General features: G+C 71.6%; 16 protein-coding genes. 11 read left to right on the forward strand and 5 right to left on the reverse strand.

Annotated features, from left to right (window positions below):
- Window positions 1-38: 38 nt before the first annotated feature.
- The 3 genes from ACFVYA_RS44565 to ACFVYA_RS44575 all read right to left on the reverse strand — a co-directional run bounded on the left by ACFVYA_RS44565 (window position 39) and on the right by ACFVYA_RS44575 (window position 4123).
- Complete coding sequence (locus ACFVYA_RS44565) at window positions 39-2603, reverse strand: PQQ-dependent sugar dehydrogenase (RefSeq protein ID WP_387053960.1); 2565 nt, start codon at window positions 2601-2603, stop codon at window positions 39-41.
- A gap of 209 nt (window positions 2604-2812) precedes the next feature.
- Entirely contained in the window at window positions 2813-3646 is an 834-nt protein-coding gene (locus tag ACFVYA_RS44570; protein ID WP_387053962.1) for a coproporphyrinogen III oxidase, read from the reverse strand.
- A 39-nt stretch (window positions 3647-3685) separates the two neighbouring features.
- Window positions 3686-4123: a PPOX class F420-dependent oxidoreductase gene (locus ACFVYA_RS44575; RefSeq protein ID WP_387053965.1), complete on the reverse strand. Its 438-nt coding sequence runs from the start codon at window positions 4121-4123 to the stop codon at window positions 3686-3688.
- A 142-nt stretch (window positions 4124-4265) separates the two neighbouring features.
- Between ACFVYA_RS44575 and ACFVYA_RS44580 the strand changes: the two genes are divergently transcribed.
- The 4 genes from ACFVYA_RS44580 to ACFVYA_RS44595 are packed head-to-tail and all read left to right on the forward strand — an operon-like array spanning window position 4266 to window position 11827.
- On the forward strand, window positions 4266-5723 hold the full coding sequence (locus ACFVYA_RS44580) for a hypothetical protein (RefSeq protein ID WP_387053984.1): 1458 nt from the start codon (window positions 4266-4268) through the stop codon (window positions 5721-5723).
- Between the two features lies 1 nt (window position 5724).
- On the forward strand, window positions 5725-6525 hold the full coding sequence (locus tag ACFVYA_RS44585) for a hypothetical protein (protein WP_387053967.1): 801 nt from the start codon (window positions 5725-5727) through the stop codon (window positions 6523-6525).
- A 12-nt stretch (window positions 6526-6537) separates the two neighbouring features.
- On the forward strand, window positions 6538-11004 hold the full coding sequence (locus ACFVYA_RS44590; protein WP_387053969.1) for a hypothetical protein: 4467 nt from the start codon (window positions 6538-6540) through the stop codon (window positions 11002-11004).
- A gap of 37 nt (window positions 11005-11041) precedes the next feature.
- Window positions 11042-11827 carry a TIGR03620 family F420-dependent LLM class oxidoreductase gene (locus ACFVYA_RS44595; protein WP_387053971.1) on the forward strand — a complete coding sequence of 262 codons (786 nt, stop codon included), beginning with the start codon at window positions 11042-11044 and terminating at the stop codon, window positions 11825-11827.
- On the opposite strand, the gene ACFVYA_RS44600 is transcribed toward ACFVYA_RS44595, so the two are convergent.
- A complete protein-coding gene (locus tag ACFVYA_RS44600) occupies window positions 11824-12306 on the reverse strand; it encodes a YybH family protein (RefSeq protein WP_387053973.1) in 483 nt (160 codons plus the stop codon). The genes ACFVYA_RS44595 and ACFVYA_RS44600 overlap by 4 nt on opposite strands.
- A gap of 35 nt (window positions 12307-12341) precedes the next feature.
- Between ACFVYA_RS44600 and ACFVYA_RS44605 the strand changes: the two genes are divergently transcribed.
- Entirely contained in the window at window positions 12342-12686 is a 345-nt protein-coding gene (locus ACFVYA_RS44605; RefSeq protein WP_093951725.1) for a helix-turn-helix transcriptional regulator, read from the forward strand.
- On the opposite strand, the gene ACFVYA_RS44610 is transcribed toward ACFVYA_RS44605, so the two are convergent.
- On the reverse strand, window positions 12667-13311 hold the full coding sequence (locus tag ACFVYA_RS44610) for a LysE family translocator (RefSeq protein WP_387053975.1): 645 nt from the start codon (window positions 13309-13311) through the stop codon (window positions 12667-12669). The two genes, ACFVYA_RS44605 and ACFVYA_RS44610, sit on opposite strands and share 20 nt — an antisense overlap.
- A 71-nt stretch (window positions 13312-13382) precedes the next feature.
- Here ACFVYA_RS44610 and ACFVYA_RS44615 point away from each other — a divergent pair, with 71 nt between their 5' ends.
- The 6 genes from ACFVYA_RS44615 to ACFVYA_RS44640 all read left to right on the forward strand — a co-directional run bounded on the left by ACFVYA_RS44615 (window position 13383) and on the right by ACFVYA_RS44640 (window position 18852).
- The gene (locus tag ACFVYA_RS44615; RefSeq protein ID WP_387053977.1) at window positions 13383-14564 is read left to right on the forward strand and encodes a winged helix DNA-binding domain-containing protein; all 1182 of its coding nucleotides are present in this window, start codon (window positions 13383-13385) and stop codon (window positions 14562-14564) included.
- Window positions 14565-15017: 453 nt separating this feature from the next.
- Window positions 15018-16022 carry a type I glyceraldehyde-3-phosphate dehydrogenase gene (gene gap / locus ACFVYA_RS44620; RefSeq protein WP_285990042.1) on the forward strand — a complete coding sequence of 335 codons (1005 nt, stop codon included), beginning with the start codon at window positions 15018-15020 and terminating at the stop codon, window positions 16020-16022.
- A 5-nt stretch (window positions 16023-16027) separates the two neighbouring features.
- Complete coding sequence (locus ACFVYA_RS44625) at window positions 16028-17257, forward strand: phosphoglycerate kinase (protein ID WP_387053980.1); 1230 nt, start codon at window positions 16028-16030, stop codon at window positions 17255-17257.
- Entirely contained in the window at window positions 17257-18042 is a 786-nt protein-coding gene (gene tpiA, locus ACFVYA_RS44630; RefSeq protein ID WP_387053982.1) for a triose-phosphate isomerase, read from the forward strand. The genes ACFVYA_RS44625 and tpiA overlap by 1 nt, the downstream gene beginning before the upstream one ends.
- Before the next feature lie 127 nt (window positions 18043-18169).
- The gene (gene secG / locus ACFVYA_RS44635) at window positions 18170-18400 is read left to right on the forward strand and encodes a preprotein translocase subunit SecG (RefSeq protein WP_013224669.1); all 231 of its coding nucleotides are present in this window, start codon (window positions 18170-18172) and stop codon (window positions 18398-18400) included.
- A 107-nt stretch (window positions 18401-18507) separates the two neighbouring features.
- Window positions 18508-18852: an RNA polymerase-binding protein RbpA gene (locus ACFVYA_RS44640; protein WP_285990045.1), complete on the forward strand. Its 345-nt coding sequence runs from the start codon at window positions 18508-18510 to the stop codon at window positions 18850-18852.
- Window positions 18853-19324: the final 472 nt, after the last annotated feature.

Consider the following 19324-nt stretch of genomic DNA (forward strand, 5'->3'; position numbering starts at 1 on the left):
GGTGACCGGCGCCGCTCCGGTCACCCCCGCCGCGGCTTCTAGGCGGCCGCGCTGGACTTGCCGCGCAGCACCACGTTGGCCGTCGACGCGCCCTTGATCGCCGTCTCGATCTGGGCCATCGTCGAGGACGACGTCAGGCCGGGGACCGTCGCGGGGTTCAGGGCGTAGAGCGTGAACGTGTACGGGTGGCTCGAGCCGCCCGGGCAGGGGCCGAAGAACTTCTGCGCGTTCGCTCCGCTGCCCATCGCCTTCTGTTTCGCGCCGCCCTGGTCCGGCACGGTGTAGCCCGCGCCGAGACCCTCCGGGAGGGAACGAGCCGTCGCCGGGACGTCCCAGATCGCCCAGTGCAGCTTGTTGCCGCTGTTGGCGACGTCGGCGAACACGACGGCGTAGCCCTTCGCACCCGTGGACTCGCCCCACGCCAGCGGCGGCGACGGGTCCTGGCCCGCCGTGCCGTCCCCGGCGCAGGTGTACTTGTCCGGGATGGTGGCGTTGTCGGCGAAGGCGGAGCTGGTCAGCTTGAAGCCGCCGGGCGTGCTGCCGCCCGGGAACTTCAGCCGCACGATCACGTTGTCCAGCACCGACGGCGTGCCGCCGTTCTTGTCGTTGTTCGTCGAGGTCAGCCAGAGCCCGCCGTCCGGGGTCTTGGTGACCGAGCGCAGCCGGCCCCAGCGGCCGGAGAACAGCGTCGACACCGTGCCGACGCCGGTGCCCGCGGCGTTGATCTGCGTGGCGAACAGCTGCTCACCGGTGACGCCGGCGATGTAGATCCAGTCGTTGACGATCTCCACCCCGCTCGGTCCGGCCTGCGACGTCGACCAGGTCTTCTTCGGGGCGATGTAGCCGCTGCAGCTGCCCTGCGTGCCTTCGCAGCTGGGCCAGCCGAAGTTGCCGCCCTTCTGGATCAGGTTGAGCTCGTCCTGGCTGCTTTCGCCGAACTCCGCCGCCCACAGCTGGCCGCGGGAGTCCCAGGCCAGGCCCTGCGGGTTGCGGTGGCCGTAGCTCCAGACGTACCGCGCGTTGCCGCCGGTGGCGTAGAACGGGTTGTCGCCCGGCGCCGAGCCGTCCGGGTTGAGCCGCAGGATCTTGCCGTTGAGCGAGCTCTTGTTCTGCGCGTTGTCGCTGTTCTTGGCGTCGCCGACGGTGGCGTACAGCTTCCCGTCGGGACCGAACTTGATCCGGCCGCCGTTGTGGTAGCGGTTCTTCGCGATCCCGGTCAGCACCGGCGTCGACGTCGGCGACAGCGTGGTGCCGTCGTAGGTCATCTTCACGATCCGGTTGTCCCCGGATGCGGTGTGGTACAGGTAGATCGCGTGGTCGGACGCCCAGTTCGGCGAAATCGCCAGGCCGAGGAGGCCGCCTTCGCCGTTCGTGCCGACCGCGCCCGGCACCTTGCCCAGCGTGGTCTTCTGGCCGGACGGCGTCACGAGCAGGATCTCGAACCGGTCCCGCTCGGTGACCAGTGCGTTGCCGTTCGGGAGGAAGTCCACCGACCAGCCGAGGTCGACCTTCGCGATGTCCTTGTCGTACTCCGGGATGCCCCCGGCGCCGCCCGGAGCGCTGGTCTTCGCCGTGACGGCGTTGCTGGCGTTCGACGTGTTGCCGTCGGGGTCACGGGCCTTGACGGTGAAGGTGTAGGACGTGTTCGGGTTCAGGTTCGTGATCGTCGTGCTCAGTGACGTCGTCGTCGCCACCTTGGCGGTGCCCTGGTAGACGTCGTAGCCCGCGATGGTGCCGCTGTCGTCCGTGGAAGCGTTCCACGCCAGGGAGACGCTGTTCGCGGTGACGCCGGTGGAGCGCAGGTTGCCCGGCACGCCGGGCGGGGTGGTGTCGTTGCTCGGCGGCGTGGTGAAGGTGACCACGTTGCTCTGCTGCGACGGGTTGCCGGCGGCGTCGTACGCGCCGACGGAGATGTCGTAGGCCGTGTTCGGGGTCAGGTTGTCGACGGTGGCGCTCGTGGTGTTCCCGTCGACGGTCTTGAGGATGTTGCCGCCGCGGTTGATCTCGTAGCGGACGACGCCGACGTTGTCCGTCGCGGCGGTCCAGGAGAAGGTGGCCGCGGTGGGGAGGATGTTGCTCGCCTTGAGGTTCGACGGCGCCGACGGCGGTTCGGGGTCCACCGGGGCGGTGAAGGTGTCGGTGAGCTTGTCGGCGTTCGGGCCGCCGTTGGCGGTGGTCGCGGTGGTGCGGACCTTGTTGACGCCGGCGGTGAGCTGGACGGTCGTGGTGACGGTCTTCCAGGTCGTCCACGCGCCGGTGGCGGGGAAGTCGACGGTGCCCTTGTCGCCGCCGTCGACGGTCAGCTTCACCGGCCGGTTGTCGGCGGTTCCGTTGGCGTAGCGGAAGGTCAGGGTGTGCGTGCCCGCCTGGGCCGCGTTCACGGAGTATTCGACGTAGCTGCCGGTGACGTTGTCGAAGTTGACGAACCCGGTGCCGCTGTAGCCGGCGTGGTTCGATTCGACGGCGCCTTGGGAGATGGTCGCGTCTTCGGATTCGTAGCTCGTGTCCGCGGCGAAAGCGGTTACCGGGCTGACCGCGGTGAAGCCGAGCGCCGCGACGGCGGTGCCGGCCAGTACCGCGCGCCACGGTGGACGGGGTGCCACTGGAAGCCTCCTGCGTGGGTCGGGGGACAGGGGGTGACCGGGGCGGAATGGTCGGCGGACCACCGGCGGCAATAGTTAGGAAAGTTTCCTATCTATGGGACAGATCTCACACCCTCCGAGCGGGGCCTGTCAATACTCGACACCACGACTTACCCACCGTGAAAATGCTTTCCCGCTCAGCGGGGCGGATGCGCCCGGACGGGGGAACGTCAGCCTGCCGTCACCGGGGTTTCGGCCGCCCAGTCGCGCGGGACGAGGAACGACGCCAGTTCCGCCTCCGCGCTTCCCGGCTCGGGCGTGAACTCCGATTCCCACCGCGCCAGCGGCGGCAGCGCCGAGAGGATCGCTTCGGCGTCGGCCTGCACCGCGTTCGCCGCGTCGTGGACCAGCGTGAACTCCACGTACCGGCCGCGGCGGTAGAGCTGCCACTGCCGCTCGCGCTCGCCGTGCGGCAGGTCCTTGCGCCGCCGGACGATCGGGAAGTACGCCGGCGCGATCGCGGCGATGCCCGCCGCGGTGAACGCCGCCGAGCGCCGCCAGCCGTCCGGGCCGGGCAGGCGCAGGTGGTCGAAGAGGATGCCGCCGATGCCGCGGGCCTCGTCGCGGTGCGGGAGGCGGAAGCGGTCGTCGCACGCCCGTTTCGCCTGCGCGTGGAACGCCGGGTCGAGCGTGTCGCAGTGGTTCTTGAGGACGCGGTGGAAGTGCGTCGCGTCCGAGGCGAAGCCGTAGCACGGCAGGAGGTCGACGCTGCCGCCGAACCACCACGCGTCCGCGGCCTCGCGGTAGCGGAAGTGCGCCTGGAACGCCGGGACGTACGGGTTGCGCGGGTGGAGCACGACCGACAGCCCGGCCGCGAAGAACTCGTCCGAGAAGGCCGCGCTGACGACGGCGCGTTCGAAGACGTCACCGTTCTCCAGCCGCCGCGTGCGGCCGGAGCGGCCGAAGCGCGCACCGCCGTCGAGGCGTTCCAGCTCGGCCACCAGCTCCCGCTGGCCCGCGCTGACGATCGCCTTGACGGCGTCGCGTCTGTCCCCTGAAGGCATACCCCCACCCCCGGGGGGCAGACTACCAGCGAACCGGGGTCAGTCGGCGATGTCGGCCCGCGCGATCACCTTGGTGATCTTCGCCCGGACGAGGGATTCCTCGGGGACGGCGTTGCGCTTGCCGTACTCCTCGGCCTGCGCCGCACCCATGTACCGGCCGCCCAGCTTCGTCGCCCACTCGAGCATGTCGTCGTAGTCGTGGGTGAGCCGCGCTTCGGCGGTGAACTGGACGTAGGAGAACGGCGGCTTCTGGTCGTCGACGGCCAGCGAGATGCGCCCGTCGCGGGCGATGGCCTTGCCCTTGAGGGTCTCGGTGCCCGTGGTGAAGATCAGCTCGTCCCCGTCCGGGCCCTCGTTCAGCAGGAACCAGATCGGCGTGACGATCGGCGAGCCGTCCTTCCTGACCAGGCCCAACATGCCGGTCCGGGTTCCCTCGGACGCGAACTTCCACCACTCTTCACGGCTCATCTCACGCATGAGGGGGACGTTAATGCAAACACTGCGACGTGTCAGCGTCACCGTTGAGGGTGGTGGTGGGGGCATGGATGGAGTCACCCGGGCGTGCGCAGAGGGTGGCCGACTAGCCTGGCCTGCTGTGCGAGACGACGACAGGGCCGCCATGGGACTGGCCGACGAGGGGCTGACCCGCCGCCTCAAGGCGCTGGCCTGCACCGCGCCGCTGCACGACCTGGACGCGCGCAAGGCGAAGCTCGACTGGGCCGACGCCACGATCTACCAGATGGCCGAGATCGCGCTGCACACGATCGACCAGGTCACCATCGCCATGGACTTCGACACCGGCGCCGGCCACGACGAGGTCATCGACCGGCTGCTGCCGTTCATCGCCCAGCAGGCGCCGTCGCGGATGCCCGAGGAACACGTCCGGGTGGCCAAGTGGGTGCTGGACAACCTGATCAACGTCGGCACCACCGACCGCGGCTTCCGGCGCGTCTACGGCGCGGTCGGGCCCGGCGGCTACCAGCGGCGTCAGTTCGACTTCAAGCTGCTGGTCGAGCTGGCCGCACCGGACGGCGAGGTCTACCTGCGCGCCACCGACGAGGCCATCAACGTGCTCGTCGGCGCCCTCGACACCGACGTCGAATCCGCGCAGATCGCCGCCGAGGTCAAGCTCGAGAACCTGATCGCGCGGGGTCGTCTGGCCGACGCGAAGCTCGCCGCCGAGCAGGCCCGCTACCGGACCGTCCAGTACGGCGAAACGCTGCGCGCGAAGCTCGACGCGACCCGCCGCGACGTCCGTTCGGTCGACTGGGAACGCGAGGTCCCGGAGCTCCTCGACAGCGCGCTCGGCCACATCGAGACCCGGTTCCGCGCCGAGAACGCCATCCTCAAGAACATCACCACCGCCCGCGACGAGACCGAAGACCTCGACCGCAAGCGCCGCGCCGCCGAGCTCGTCGACATCGTCGGCGACTGCATCCGGCGGCACACCCGCCTGCAGTCCCGGCTGGCCGACGCGGGCGCGGTGTTCCGCGCCGAACAGGACCGCCAGCAGTTCTCCGGCCCGCCCCAGCGCGCGACGCTCGACCTCTTCGGCCAGCTCCTCGTGCCCACCCTGGGCCTGCCGCTGGCCGACGCGGTCGCGCCGGTCGAGCACTTCTTCCACGCCGCCGCCGGGATCACCGCACCGGTCGTGCCGTCGCTGTCGTCCCTGGTCTCGCTGCTCCTGCGCCCGGCACCCGAACGCGACCAGCTCGTCGGGGAGATCCCCGAGCCGGAGCTCATGCCCGCCGAGACCACCGACCGCTTCGGCGACGACGTCTGGCGCGCCGCCGACGAGCTCCTCGACCTGCCCGAAGTGCCCCGCCGGCTCTCCGGGCTCCTGGAAGAAGCCCGCCGCAGCCGCCAGCCGGGGCTCCCGGCCCTGGTCGCGCTGCGCGCCGTCCACGCCTACAGTCCCGGGGTCGGCGCGGCCCGCCGCCAAGGCGACCGGCAGGTGCTGGTGGCCGTCGACGACGGCACGCTCCTGGACGACCCGGAGTTCGGCGGCGCGGACCTGCTGCTGTCCACGGCCGCCGTCGAACGCGCCGACGAAGAAGAGAACGAGGAGGTCGCCTGACATGGCGCTGTCCCACAGCAGCGTGGACGCCGAGGCCGCGGCCCGGCTGGTCGCGTTCGGCATGCGGCCGAAGCAGCTGCCCGCGCGTGACGTCGTCTACGGCGACCTCGTCCGCCGCTACGGCGAGGACAACGCGTTCAAGGCGCTCACGCACGCCGTCGCCGCCGGGCTCGGCCTCATGGTCCTCGAGGTCAACCAGCAGGCCGGCGCGGTCCTCGCGGCCACCGACGAGTCCGTCTTCGAGATCAAGATGGACTCCTACGCGCGGCAGGCCAAGATCCGCGAGCGCCGCGAGACCGAGAAGGTGCTGCACGGCCTGATCCACCTGGCCACCGCGGCGCTGGGCTACCCGCGGCCCGACGACCTCGCCAACGACACCTACATCGGCCGCGTGAGCGTCGAGCAGGTCGACGCGATGGTCCGCGAAGCCGCCCGCATGCTGGACGAACGCGCCGCGGCGGCCGAGTCCAACAACGACCCCCTGGCCGACGCACCCGAGCTGGAACAGGCGTGGCGGGCCTACACCCGCCGTCCGGCCGCGGCCGCGACCAAGGACGGCCGGTTGGCCGCCGACACCACCCGCGGCATGGTCAGCCGCGCCCTGCGGTTCCTCGCCGACCAGGGCTTCCTGGTCCCGGTGAGCGATGAGCAGGGCGGCACCTACCGGACCACGCCGCGCTACCAGATCCAGGTCCGCGAACTCGCCGCCGACGCCGCTTTCGACGACTTGCTGGCGCTCGACGTCGTGGCCGTCGCGACCGCCGGGGGCACGCTGCGCGCGGCCGCTTCGGACACGCTTTAACGAGGGGAACCGATGTACGAGCTTTCGCGGGTCCGCCTGCACTCGGTGGGCCCGGCGGGTGCCCGCTACCAGGACGTCGTGCTGGACTTCAGCGGCGTCGGCGCCAAGATCACCGCGCCGAAGCAGGACGCGCTGTTCAGCGCGGGTATCCACGCGACCGGCCCGGCCGAGCTGCGCCGCCCGTCCCCGGCGAGCGTGCTGTTCCTCGAGAACGGCGGCGGCAAGTCCGTGCTCATCAAGCTGATCTTCTCGGTGATGCTGCCCGGCCGCCGCCAGGTCGTGGGCACCACCAGCACGAAGGTGCTGGAGAAGTTCGTCGCCGCCAAGGACGTCTCGCACGTCGTGCTGGAGTGGCTGCACGTCGAGAGCGGGCACCGGATCATCACCGGCAAGGTGTCGGAATGGCGCGGGCACGTCGTGTCCGCCGACTCCGAGAACCTCGTCGACTCCTGGTACTGCTTCCGCCCGACCGCCGCGCTGGGGCTCGATTCCTTGCCGATGACCCAGGACGGCCGGCTGCTGACGATGTCCGGCTTCCACGACAAGCTCACCGCGGCCCAGCTGGCCGAACCCGAGCTGGAGCTGTCCTGGACCCGCCGTCACCACGAGTGGACCGGCCGCCTGGACGGTCTGGGCCTCGACACCGAGCTGTTCCGGTACCAGCGCGCGATGAACGCGGGCGAAGGTGAAGCGGCGGACGCGTTCGCCTTCGGCACCGACGAAGCGTTCGTCGAGTTCCTGCTGCGCGCGGTCATCTCCGAGGAGGAGCCGAAGGACCTCGCCGAGGTCGTCGCGACCTACGCCCACAACCTGGCCCAGCGCGGGGATCTCCTGGCCGAACGCGACTTCGTGGCCGGCGCCCTGGAGCTGCTGGGGCCGCTGGCCGCCGAAGAGGGCGTCGCCGCGGAGTCGCGGAAGATCGCGGAGTCCGCGAAGGCCGACATGGTCGAGCTGGCCGGCCGCGTCGTCGCGCGCAACGAACTCGAGAACGCGCGGCTGTCCGGGCTCGAAGACCACGTCACCGAGGTCAAGTCCGCGGAGAAGCTCGCCGAAGGCGACCACCGGCGGCTCGCCGCGGCCGTCACGGAACTGCGCCGCGTGGTCGCGGTGCTGCGGCTGGACGAAGCCCAGGAGGCCCGCAAGCGCGTCGACGCCGAGCTCGCGCAGGCGAAGACCGAGGCGGAGGCCTGGCGGGAGACGGCGACGGTCCTCAACCAGCTGAACGCCGCGCGCAAGGCGAAGGACCTGCGCGAACTCGTCGGCAGCCGGGAGGAAAAGGCGCGGCCCGCCCTGAAGGCGCGCAACGACGCCGCTTCCGCGCTCGCACGTGGGTTGCACGCGCTGGCGCAGGACGCCCAGCGCCAGGCCGACAAGGCCGAAGCGCACGCGGGCGCGTTGCGAGCCGAAGCCGAGAAGGCGCAGACCGAGCGCGACGAAGCCGCGAACCTCGCGGCCGCGCGCCGGGCCGAGGCGCGGGGGCTGACCACGCGGATCACCGAGCTGCGCGAAGAGGTCCAGGCCGCCGTCCGCGCCGGGTTGCTGCCTTCGGGCGCCGACGTCGCCGAAGCTTCGCGGGCCGCGCGGTCGGCCGCCGAGCAGGCCGGTTCGGAACTGACCCGCCGCGAACAGGAACTCGACCGCGTCGGCGCGGACCTGCAGGCCGCGCAACGGGCCGTGAACGAGGCGCACCAGCTGGCCGGCACCACGCAGGACCGCCTGGAACGCGCCACCGAGGACCTCGACCGCGCGCACCGCCGGACCGACGCCCTCGCCGCCGAAAGCCGCCTGGTCGAACTGCTCGGCGCCGACGACGTCAACCTGGAGAGCGACCTCCCGGTGCTGCTGGAACGGCTGCGCGAGGCGAGCGCGGCCGTCGAGAAGGAGCAGACCGCGCTGCGGATGGAGGAGTCCGCCGACGAGCGGGCCCTGGCCGCGCTGGGGTCCGGCGGGCTGCTGCCGCCCCCGGAGGACGTCCAAGTCGCGCTGGACGTCTTGGAAGAGGCCGGGATCACCGCGTGGTCCGGCTGGCGCTACCTGTCCAAACTGGACGCTGCCCGCCGCGCCGAGGTGCTGGAAAGCCTGCCGCAGCTGGTGTCCGGCGTCCTGCTGAACGACGCCGCGCACGCCGATCGTGCCCGCGAGGTGCTGACGGCGCGGCGGCTGCTGCCGAGCGCGATCATCGCCGTCGGCACGACCGAGGCGCTGCAGGCGCAAGCGCCGTCCGCGCCGGGTGTCGAGTTCCTCGTGCCGCCGAACCCGGCGATGTACGACGAAGAAGCCGCCGACGCCGAGCGGGAAGCGGTGGCGCGGCGGCACACCGGGCGGCAGCGGCGCCTCGAAGCGCTGTCCGCCAAGCTGTCCGCGGACGGCGCGTTGACGTGGAAGCTCACGACGTGGCGTGAGGACTACCCGGCCGGGGCCGTCGCCACCCTGGCCGAGCAGGCCCAGGCGGCCCGGACCGCGCGGGAGACCGCCCGGACCGCGCTGGCGCAGGCCGACGCGGACTTCGCGCGGTTGAGCGAAAAAGCGGCGTCGCTGCGCGAGCGCGTCCCCGAGCTGCGGGCGGCCGCCACCGAGGCGGAGGAGAAGGCCCGGCGGCTGGGTGAGCTGGGTGTCCGCAGCGCCCGGATCACGGAGTGGACCGAAGAGGCCGAGCGCGCCACCGAGATCGCCGAGCGCGCCGACCTCCAGGCGTCCGATGCGGCGGGCAAGGCCGCGCGCCTGCGCGAGCAGGCGGGGGAGGAGCAGCGCACCGCCGACGGTCACCGCCGGACCGCGAGCACCGCGCGCGCCGAACTGGCCGAGGTGCCGGGGGCGGCCGACGCTGCCGAAGGCCCGGCGACCGGCGAACCGGTCGACGCCCTGCGCCGGACCTACCTGTCGGCGTCCGAGTCGTACGCGAAGGTCGAGGTCGGCAGCGACCTGCGCAGCGAGCTGGAGCAGGCCGAGTCCGCCGAAGCCGCCGCGGGCTCGGCGGTCGAGTCCATGGACGAGGCCGTCCGCGCCCGTGCGGCCGAACTCCTGGAGACACCCGACGGCTCCGACGCGTCGGCGCGGGCGGCCGCGCTGGCCCGCGCCCGCCGGGTCGTCGACGGTCTCGAAGACGAGCGCACCGAGGCGATCGGGCTCGTCTCGACGCGGCGCGCCGAGCTCGACGCGCTGCCGCTGCAGAACGGCGTCAACGGCGAGAAACCGCGGGACATCGAGCACGGCCTGGAGCTGATCGACGCGGCCGGGCTGGAGGCGTCGGCCGCCGCACGCAAGTGGGAAGAGCTGCAGGAACGCCGGGCGGCGGCGGAGGCGACGCTGGAATCGGCGCGCACCTCGGCCTCGGGGTTCGCGTTGCTCGCCGAGTCGATGGCGCACCTGGTGACCGACACCGAGAAGGACGCAGAGGCGGCTTACGACGGCGACGTTGACACCGCCCGCGCCCAGCACGCGCGGCTCAACGCGACCTTCAACCAGGCCCAGGACGCCGCCGACGCCGGCGACCGGCGGGTGCGCGCGGCCGCGGACCAGCTGGCGCAGTACGCGACCGAGAAGCGGTTCGAGAAGCTGAGCACCCCGGTGCGGCAGCAGGTCATCTCGGTCAAGCGCGACCAGCTCCCGGCGCACGCGGCGGAATGGGCCGAAGCGCTGCGGCCGCGGCTGCGGTCGCTGACCGACGACCTCGCCCAGATCGACCGGCACCGCGGCGGCATCATCACCCGCCTGCAGGGCATGGTCGACGGCGCCCTGCGGACGTTGCGCTCGGCCCAGCGCGTCTCCCGGCTGCCGGACGGCCTCGGCGACTGGTCCGGGCAGGAGTTCCTCCGCATCCGCTTCACCGAGCTGGAGGACAACGCGCTCACCGAGAAGCTCGGCGAGGTCGTCGACGAGGCCGCCGTGGGCAAGACGGCGGACGGCCGGGACGTCAAGCGCGACGGGCTTTCCCTGGTGCTGCGCGGAGTCCGGGCCGCGGCGCCCAAGGGGTTCCGCGTCGACATGCTCAAGCCGGACTCGGTGCTGCGGACCGAACGCCAGCGCGTCTCGGAGATCCGCGACGTGTTTTCGGGCGGCCAGCAGCTGACCGCGGCGATCATCCTGTACTGCACCCTGGCGGCGCTGCGGGCCAACAACCGCGGCAAGGTCCGCAACCGGCACTCGGGCGTGCTGTTCCTGGACAACCCGATCGGCCGCGCGTCGGCCGGGTACCTGCTGGAACTGCAGCGGGCGGTGGCCGAGGCGCTCGGCGTGCAGCTGATCTACACGACGGGCCTGTTCGACGCGGGCGCGCTGTCGGAGTTCCCGCTCATCGTGCGGCTGCGCAACGACGCCGACCTGCGGGCGGGCCGCAAGTACCTGTCGGTGGACTCGACGATCCGGAATTCCCTGGACGACCTCGGCGAGCCCGACGGCGTCGCGCGGCTGTCGGCGACCCGGATGTTCACCCGGGCCGCCGACCCCGCCGATTCCGCTGAGGACGAACAAACGGCGTGAGGGGAACATCTCCCCGGGTTCCGTGGTTGCCGGGCGCATGACGACGCTGGGGCCGCTGGGGGCCACTCACACCGCACTGGACACCGACACCGCCGTGGCGGCCGAGCTCGAGGAGCTGGGCTACGACACGCTCTGGCTGGCCGGCGGCCAGGGCAACAACCTGCCGCGGATCACCGAGGTCGTCCGCGGGACCTCGCGGATCCAGGTGGCGAGCGGGATCCTGTCGGTGGACCGGGTGCCGTCGGCTTCCGTCGCTTCGGCCTACACCGAGCTGCCCGCGGGCCGGTTCGTGGTCGGCCTGGGCGGAGCGCACGGCGCGCGCCCGCTGGCCACGCTCGGCGACTACCTCGACGAGCTCGACGACGTCGTGCCGCCGTCCGCGCGGATCCTGTCGGCGCTCGGGCCGCGGATGCTGGAGCTGGCGCGCGACCGCGCTTCGGGCGCGTACCCGTACCTGGTGACGACGGACTACGTCGCCTCGGCGCGGGAGATCCTGGGCGCGGGCCCGCAGCTGGCGGTGCTGATGAACGTCGTCGCGGAGACCGACCAGGCGAAGGTTCGCGAGGTCGTGCGGGGCGGCTCGCTGAAGTTCCTGGCCGGGATGCCGGGGTACGCGGCCAACTTCCGGCGGATGGGCTTCACCGAAGCGGACATCGCGGACCTGTCCGACCGGCTGGTCGACGGCCTGACCGTGTGGGGTGACTTCGACGCCGTGGCCGCGCGCCTGCGGGAGTACCGGGCGGCCGGTGCCGACCAGGTGGTCGTCCGGCTCGACGGCCTGCCGCGGGAGTGGTGGCCGGAGCTGGTGAAGGCCCTGGGCTAGCCGCGGATCGCGTGCTGGTAGGCGGCGAGCGCGTCGGCGTCGTCGATGCTGCCGTGGTGGTGGACCTGCACCCAGCGACCGGCTTCGTAGGCGAAGAACCGCGTCGTGCGGATGCTCAGGGGGACGGTTTCGGTCACGCGGTATTCGCCGGTCTCGCGGCCGGCGAACACCGCGTGACCGTCCCCGGCGTACTCGACGATGTCGCCGAAGGTGACGGTGACGCGCGCCGGGCCGTGGAAGACGCGCTCGTACAGCTCGGTGATCGCTTCGCCGCCGCGGAGGATGCCGCCGAGCGGGTTGTTCAGCTGGGCCAGCGGATCACTCGTCCAGACCCGGCGGAACGCGTCGAGATCGCGCTGGTTGAAGGCGTAGTAGAACGATTCGAGCGCGGCCAGCGCGCCGTCACGGCTGGGCTTGCCCGCCTCGTCGAGCCGGTTGCGTGCGTCGGGGCCGAAGGTGACGTCGAGGTGTCGGGGCACGGTTGCTCCTAGAGTGTTCGACGGAGGTCGACCGGATGAGTGTACGACAATCATCGAACACTGCGCGGGCGCGCGGGCTCACGCACGCGCTCCCGGCGAAGGTTTCGCTGCAGGACGCCCTGGCCGCGGTCGCCGATCCGGTGCGCCGCAGCATCCTGCGCGAGCTGGCCGCCGTGCCGGAGTGGACGAAGGCGTGCGGCACGTTCGACCTGCCGGTGGCCAAGGCGACCCGCAGCCACCACTTCGCCGTGCTGCGCGCGGCGGGCCTGATCGAACAGCGCGACGAAGGCCCGCGGCGGCTGAACCGGTTGCGGCGTCCCGAATTCGACGCGGCTTTCCCCGGGTTGCTCGACCTGGTGCTCAGTCACCCCGGCCCGTGAAGGCCAGGGTGGTGCCCAGGCCGATCATGACGAGGCCGCCGGTGCCACCGACCATTTCGAGGCGCTTCGGCGAGCGGGCGAACCACGCGCGGGCGGTGCCGGCGACGAGCGCCCACGCGCTGTCGGTGGCCAGCGCGATCGCCGGCAGGCACAGCCCGAGCAGGAGCATCTGAGCCGGGACCGATCCGGCGGCGGGGTCGACGAACTGGGGCAGCAGGGCCGCCAGGAAGACGATCGACTTGGGGTTCGCGAAGCCGACGACGAAGCCGTCGCGCAGCACGGTCAGCACGCGGCCCGGTGTCGCGCGCACCTTCGCGGCCATCGCGTCGCTCAGCTTCCGGCGGTGGCGCACGGCCTGAACGCCCAGGTACACCAGGTAGATCGCACCGGCGACCTTGATCGCGGTGAACACCGCCGCGGACGTGGTCACCAGCGCGCCGAGGCCGAACGCGACCGCGACGACCTGCGTGTAGACGCCCATGGAGTTGCCGGCGACGGTGAGCAGCGCGTCACGCCGCCCGACCGTGAGCGCGCGGCTGATCGTGAACAGCACGCTCGGCCCGGGGACCACGACCATGAGGAACGTCAGCGCGGCGAAGGCCGCCAAATGCGTACCGGAGACCATTGCGCGAGGCTATCCCCGGCCGCCCCGCAGGACCAGGCGTTTTTGTCGGTGCCGGGTGGTAGGAAAAGCGGGTGCCTCCGAAGATCAGCACCCAGCAGCGCCGGGCCCGTCTCGCCGTCCGCCACCACCTCGCCGCGCCCGCGGCTTCGGTGGCGGACGCCGTCGCCGGGGTCGTCGCGCTGCACGCCACCGATCCGGCGACCGTCCACCTGTCCGCGTCCGCCCGCCTCGCGTCACCGGCGGTCTCCGCGGTCGAGCGGGCGCTCTACGAAGAGCGTTCGCTGCTGCGCCTGCTGGGCATGCGGCGCACGGTGTTCGTGACGGACCCGGGCACCGCGGCGCTCGTGCAGGCGGGCTGCTCGGCGGACATCGAGGTCAAGCAGCGGAAACTGCTCGAGCAGCACCTCGGGCAGCAGGGGCACCCGGAGAACGTGCCGGAGCCGGGGAAGTGGCTGGCCGACGTCGAAGCGTCGGTCGAGTCGGCCTTGCGCGCCCGCGGCTCGGCGACCGCGCAGCAGCTGAGCGAGGACGAGCCCCGCCTGCGCCAGCAGCTGCTGATGGCGGCGGGCAAGCCGTACGAGGCGATCGGCAACGTGACGAGCCGGGTGCTGTTCCTGCTGGCGGCGGGCGGCCGGATCGTCCGGGGCCGGCCGCGGGGCAGCTGGCTCAGCACCCAGTACGTCTGGCACCCGCTGGACGAGTGGGTCCCGGGCGGGCTGCCACCGTGGGACGCGGACGAGGCCCGGGCGGAGCTGGCCCGCAGGTGGCTGCGCGCGTACGGCCCGGCCCCGGTGTCCGACCTGCGGTGGTGGACGGGCTGGACGGCGGGCCAGACGAAGAAGGCGCTGGCGGCGTTGTCCCCGGCGGAGGTGGACCTCGGCGGCGTGCCGGGGGTGGTGCTGGCGGACGACGTGGCCCCGGTGCCGGAGCCACCGCCGTGGGTGGCGTTCCTGCCGTCGCTGGACCCGACCCCGATGGGCTGGCAGGACCGCGACTGGTTCCTCGGTCCGCACCGCGCGGCCCTGTTCGACCGCAGCGGCAACGTCGGCCCGACGGTGTGGGCCTCCGGGCGGGTGGTCGGCGGCTGGGCCCAGCGAAGCTCGGGGGAGGTGGTGTTCAGGCTGCTGGAGGACGTGGGCGCGGAGACTCGCGCGATGGTGGAAGCGGAGGCGGGGAAGTGCGCGGAGTGGTTCGGGGAGGTCCGCGCGATACCGCGGTTCCGCACGCCCCTCGAGCGCGAGCTGACGGGCTGAGGGCGAGGCCGCGGGACCGCACGCTCACGAGGCTCCCGCCGTCCCCGTGGCGACGGTCCGCGTCCGGCGAGCATTCGCTGGATCGGTCGAGTCGCCGACCTTACGTGCCGTCCCGTGCACGGCCGCCGCGCCCGGTGGGAGCCGTCCTTCGGCTGAATCGGTCAAGTCCGGCTTCCTGCTCGGCGGCGGCGTTCTCGCCGACGGCCTCGCACCCGGCGCGATCAGCCGGAACCGGTCCCGGCGGCCGGGCTTCCCGCGCTCGGTGGTCCGCCGTGGTCCGCCGCGGAACACCCGCGGTGACGCCCTCGCTTCTTAATCGATTCTTGACCCGTTCGCCAAGTGGTGGAAGTCTCGTCAGGGCAGTCAGGGACGCGCATGCCCGCACGCTAGGGTGGCCGCGAGCCCGCAAGTCACGGCCGGGGGTCCCGGCCGATCCTCAGAGGAGTGGCAGCAGTGACCGTTCGCGTAGGTGTCAACGGCTTCGGCCGCATCGGCCGCAACTTCTTCCGCGCCGTGCAGGCCAGCGGCCAGGACATCGAGGTCGTGGCCTTCAACGACCTCGGCGACGTCGCCACCATGGCGCACCTGCTGAAGTACGACTCCATCCTGGGCCGGTTCCCGGGTGAGGTCAGCGTCAGCGACGAGGGCATCGTCGTCGACGGCAAGACCATCAAGGCCCTCGCCGAGCGCGACCCGGCCAACCTGCCGTGGGGCGAGCTGGGCGTGGACGTCGTCCTCGAGTCCACCGGCTTCTTCACCAACGCCGACGCCGCCAAGGCGCACATCGCCGGCGGCGCCAAGAAGGTCATCATCTCCGCGCCCGCCAAGGGCGAGGACCTGACCGTCGTCCTCGGCGTCAACGACGACAAGTACGACGGCTCGCAGGTCATCATCTCGAACGCCTCCTGCACCACCAACTGCCTCGGCCCGCTGGCCAAGGTCCTGAACGACGCCTTCGGCATCGAGCAGGGCCTGATGACCACGGTCCACGCCTACACGCAGGACCAGAACCTGCAGGACGCCCCGCACAAGGACCTGCGCCGCGCCCGCGCCGCCGCCCTGAACGTCGTCCCGACCTCGACCGGTGCCGCCAAGGCCATCGGCCTCGTCCTGCCGGAGCTGCAGGGCAAGCTGGACGGCTACGCCCTGCGTGTCCCGATCCCGACCGGCTCGGCCACCGACCTCACCGTGACGCTCTCCAAGGCCGCCACGGTCGAGGAGATCAACGCCGCCTACAAGGCCGCCGCCGAGGGCCCGCTCGCGGGCATCCTGCGCTACTCGGACGACCCGATCGTCTCGGCCGACATCGTCACCGACCCGGCGTCCTGCATCTACGACGCGCCGCTGACCAAGGTCATCGGCAACCAGGTCAAGGTCGTCGGCTGGTACGACAACGAGTGGGGCTACTCCAACCGCCTCGCCGACCTGGTCACCCTCGTCGGTTCGAAGCTGTCCTGAACCCGATGAGCGTCAAGAACCTCGACGACCTGCTGGGCGAGGGCGTTCACGGCCGCTACGTGCTGGTGCGCAGCGACCTGAACGTCCCGCTCGACGGGGACCGCATCACCGACGACGGCCGGGTCCGCGCCGCGCTGCCGACGATCAAGAAGCTCGCCGACGCGGGCGCGAAGGTCGTCGTCACCGCGCACCTCGGCCGCCCGAAGGGCGAGCCGGACGCGAAGTACACCCTCGCGCCCGTCGCGAAGCGGCTTTCGGAGCTGCTCGGCGCCGAGGTCGCGCTGGCCGGTGACCTGGTCGGCGAGTCCGCCAAGGCGCTGACGGCCGGCCTCGCCGACGGTGGCGTCGTCCTCCTGGAGAACGTGCGGTTCGACGCGCGCGAGACCAGCAAGGACGCCGTGGACCGCTCCGAGCTGGCCGCCGAGCTGGGCGCGCTCGTCCCGGGCGGCGCGTTCGTCTCCGACGGCTTCGGCGTCGTCCACCGCAAGCAGGCCTCGGTCTACGAGGTCGCGTCGGTGCTGCCGGCGTATGCGGGCGGCCTGGTGCTGGCCGAGCTGGACGTGCTGAAGAAGCTGACCGACGACGTGAAGCGGCCGTACGTGGTCGTGCTCGGCGGCGCGAAGGTGTCCGACAAGCTCGGCGTCATCGCGAACCTGCTGACCAAGGTCGACCGGCTGCTCATCGGCGGCGGCATGGCGTACACCTTCCTCAAGGCCCAGGGCCACGAGGTCGGCAACTCGCTGCTGCAGGCCGACCAGCTCGACCAGGTGAAGGGCTTCCTCGCCGAGGCGGAGAAGCGAGGTGTCGAACTGGTGCTGCCGGTGGACGTCCTGGCCGCGACCGGGTTCGCGGCCGACGCCGAGCACGAGGTCGTCGCCGCCACCGCGATCCCGGCCGACCGCGAGGGCCTCGACATCGGCCCGGAGACCCGTGAACTCTTCGCGGGCAAGCTGGCCGACGCCGCGACCGTGTTCTGGAACGGCCCGATGGGCGTGTTCGAGTTCGAGGCGTTCTCGGGCGGCACCCGTGCCGTGGCCGAGGCGCTCGTGAAGAGCGACGCGTTCACCGTGGTCGGCGGCGGTGACTCGGCGGCCGCGGTGCGGCAGCTGGGCCTGCCCGAAGACGGCTTCTCACACATCTCCACCGGCGGCGGTGCCTCGCTGGAGTACCTCGAAGGCAAGGAACTGCCGGGCGTCTCCGCTCTGGAGAACGTCGCCCTGGAGGAGAAGAACTAGTGGCACGCAAGCCGTTCATCGCCGGCAACTGGAAGATGAACCAGAACCACCTCGAGGCGATCGCGCTGGTGCAGAAGATTGCCTTCGCGCTGCCGGAGAAGTACTACGCGAAGGTCGACGTGGCGGTCCTGCCGCCGTTCACCGACATCCGCAGCGTGCAGACCCTGGTCGACGGCGACAAGCTGTCGCTCACCTACGGCGCGCAGGACATCGCGCCGCAGGATGCGGGCGCCTACACCGGCGACATCTCGGGTCTGATGCTGGCCAAGCTGGGCTGCAAGTTCGTCGCGGTCGGGCACTCGGAGCGCCGCGAGTACCACGCCGAGTCCGACGAGCTGGTCAACAAGAAGGTCAAGGCCGCGCTCAAGCACGGCATCACGCCGATCCTCTGCATCGGGGAGAAGCTCGAGGTCCGCGAGGCCGGCGAGCACATCCACCACACCACGACGCAGCTGATCGAGGGCCTGAAGGGCCTCAAGGCCGAGCAGGTCTCCGGCGTGGTGGTCGCGTACGAGCCGGTCTGGGCGATCGGCACCGGCAAGGTCGCCTCGTCCGCGGACGCCGAAGAGGTCTGCAAGGCCATCCGGGCGACCCTCCAGGAGAAGTACGGCGACGAGGTGGCTTCGTCCGTCCGGGTGCTCTACGGGGGATCGGTGAAGTCGGGCAACATCGGCGAACTGGTGGCCTGCGAGAACATCGACGGTGCCCTGGTCGGCGGAGCGAGCCTCGACGGCGAAGAGTTCACGAAACTCTGCGCACTCGCTGCGGGCGGCCCGCTGCCCTGATCGAGGCCACGACCGGGTAGCCTGTGTATCCGGTCCGTCACACAGCAGTGGACGAGTCCAGGGGTACGGTGGTGGTCGGAAACAACCATGCCGTACCCCTGCATTCTCCTAGAGCCCAGAGGATGACATGAAGCTGTTCCTGCAAATCCTGTTGATCGTCACCAGCGTTTTCCTGGTGGTCGCGGTGCTGCTGCACCGGGGCCGGGGCGGTGGCCTGTCGTCGCTGTTCGGCGGTGGGATGCAGTCCAGCCTGGCCGGGTCGAGCGTGGCCGAGAAGAACCTCGACCGGATCACCCTGGGGCTGGGCGCGGTCTGGCTGATCAGCATCGTGGGCCTGGGTCTGCTGCTCAAGGTGTGAGGCGTCCGGCGTTCCGTCGTCGGCCGCGACCGGGTCCGGACGGCGGTGCGCAGCGATTCGGCGTGCCTATTGGGGGGCGCGCCGCCGATTCCTAGGTGTGAGGATTCATGGTTGGCGGTAACGCGATTCGAGGCACCCGGGTGGGTGCCGGTCCTACGGGCGAATCGGAACGGGGTGAGTCGGCGCCACGGCGCCGCGTAGGTTATTGGTGTGCCAACGGGCACGAGGCACGGCCATCGTTCGCGCTCGACGCGGAGATCCCCGACGAGTGGGACTGCCCCCGCTGCGGGCTCCCGGGCGGGCAGGACGAGAAGAACCCGCCGGCGGCGCCACGGACCGAGCCGTACAAGACGCACCTGGCCTACGTGAAGGAGCGGCGCAGCGACGCCGACGGCGAGGCCATCTTGGCGGAGGCGCTCGACCGCCTGCGCAAGCGCCGGGAAATCCTCTAGCGGTTCGATCGAAAGCCACCCCGAGGGAAGCGGACCCCTCGAGGTGGCTTTTCGCGCGCTCGACCAGCCACAGCTCGTGTCTCATGGGGCACCACCTCGTGACCGGCCGGGCATCACCGTGTCGTCCCGCTGATCACGCGAGTTGGCCGCCCAATCACGTGAGTTGACTGCTCAATCACGTGGGTTGGCCGCTCAATCACGTGAGTTGACTGCTCAATCACGTGAGTTGGCCGCTCAATCACGCGGGATGCCCCTCGGGACCTGCGAGATGCCCACCAAATCGCGCCCCGTCGCCCTTCACGCGCGCGCCCGGCGAGGTCGGGCACCGGATTCTTCGGATCCAGGCCCCACTGCATGTCGCGGCCGGCGAGGGGCATTCGTGTGTTCCGGTGCTGAGCAGCCCCCGATTTCCACGCTACCGGCGACCACCGACAGTTCGCGGGGCGGAACCGCCGCCCGGGGCCGGGGACCG

Source organism: Amycolatopsis sp. NPDC058278 (genome assembly GCF_042881395.1).
In the GTDB taxonomy this organism is placed as follows: Bacteria; Actinomycetota; Actinomycetes; order Mycobacteriales; family Pseudonocardiaceae; genus Amycolatopsis.

What these genes read in the sequence shown, in the direction of transcription:
- ACFVYA_RS44605 (WP_093951725.1), top strand. Translation starts at nt 12,342, where the DNA reads ATGAGTGTACGACAATCATCGAACACTGCGCGGGCGCGCGGGCTCACG.
- ACFVYA_RS44580 (WP_387053984.1), top strand. Translation starts at nt 4,266, where the DNA reads ATGGGACTGGCCGACGAGGGGCTGACCCGCCGCCTCAAGGCGCTGGCC.
- ACFVYA_RS44625 (WP_387053980.1), top strand. Translation starts at nt 16,028, where the DNA reads ATGAGCGTCAAGAACCTCGACGACCTGCTGGGCGAGGGCGTTCACGGC.
- ACFVYA_RS44610 (WP_387053975.1), bottom strand. Translation starts at nt 13,311, where the DNA reads ATGGTCTCCGGTACGCATTTGGCGGCCTTCGCCGCGCTGACGTTCCTC.
- ACFVYA_RS44575 (WP_387053965.1), bottom strand. Translation starts at nt 4,123, where the DNA reads ATGCGTGAGATGAGCCGTGAAGAGTGGTGGAAGTTCGCGTCCGAGGGA.
- secG (WP_013224669.1), top strand. Translation starts at nt 18,170, where the DNA reads ATGAAGCTGTTCCTGCAAATCCTGTTGATCGTCACCAGCGTTTTCCTG.
- ACFVYA_RS44585 (WP_387053967.1), top strand. Translation starts at nt 5,725, where the DNA reads ATGGCGCTGTCCCACAGCAGCGTGGACGCCGAGGCCGCGGCCCGGCTG.
- ACFVYA_RS44595 (WP_387053971.1), top strand. Translation starts at nt 11,042, where the DNA reads ATGACGACGCTGGGGCCGCTGGGGGCCACTCACACCGCACTGGACACC.
- ACFVYA_RS44570 (WP_387053962.1), bottom strand. Translation starts at nt 3,646, where the DNA reads ATGCCTTCAGGGGACAGACGCGACGCCGTCAAGGCGATCGTCAGCGCG.
- ACFVYA_RS44590 (WP_387053969.1), top strand. Translation starts at nt 6,538, where the DNA reads ATGTACGAGCTTTCGCGGGTCCGCCTGCACTCGGTGGGCCCGGCGGGT.
- ACFVYA_RS44640 (WP_285990045.1), top strand. Translation starts at nt 18,508, where the DNA reads ATGGTTGGCGGTAACGCGATTCGAGGCACCCGGGTGGGTGCCGGTCCT.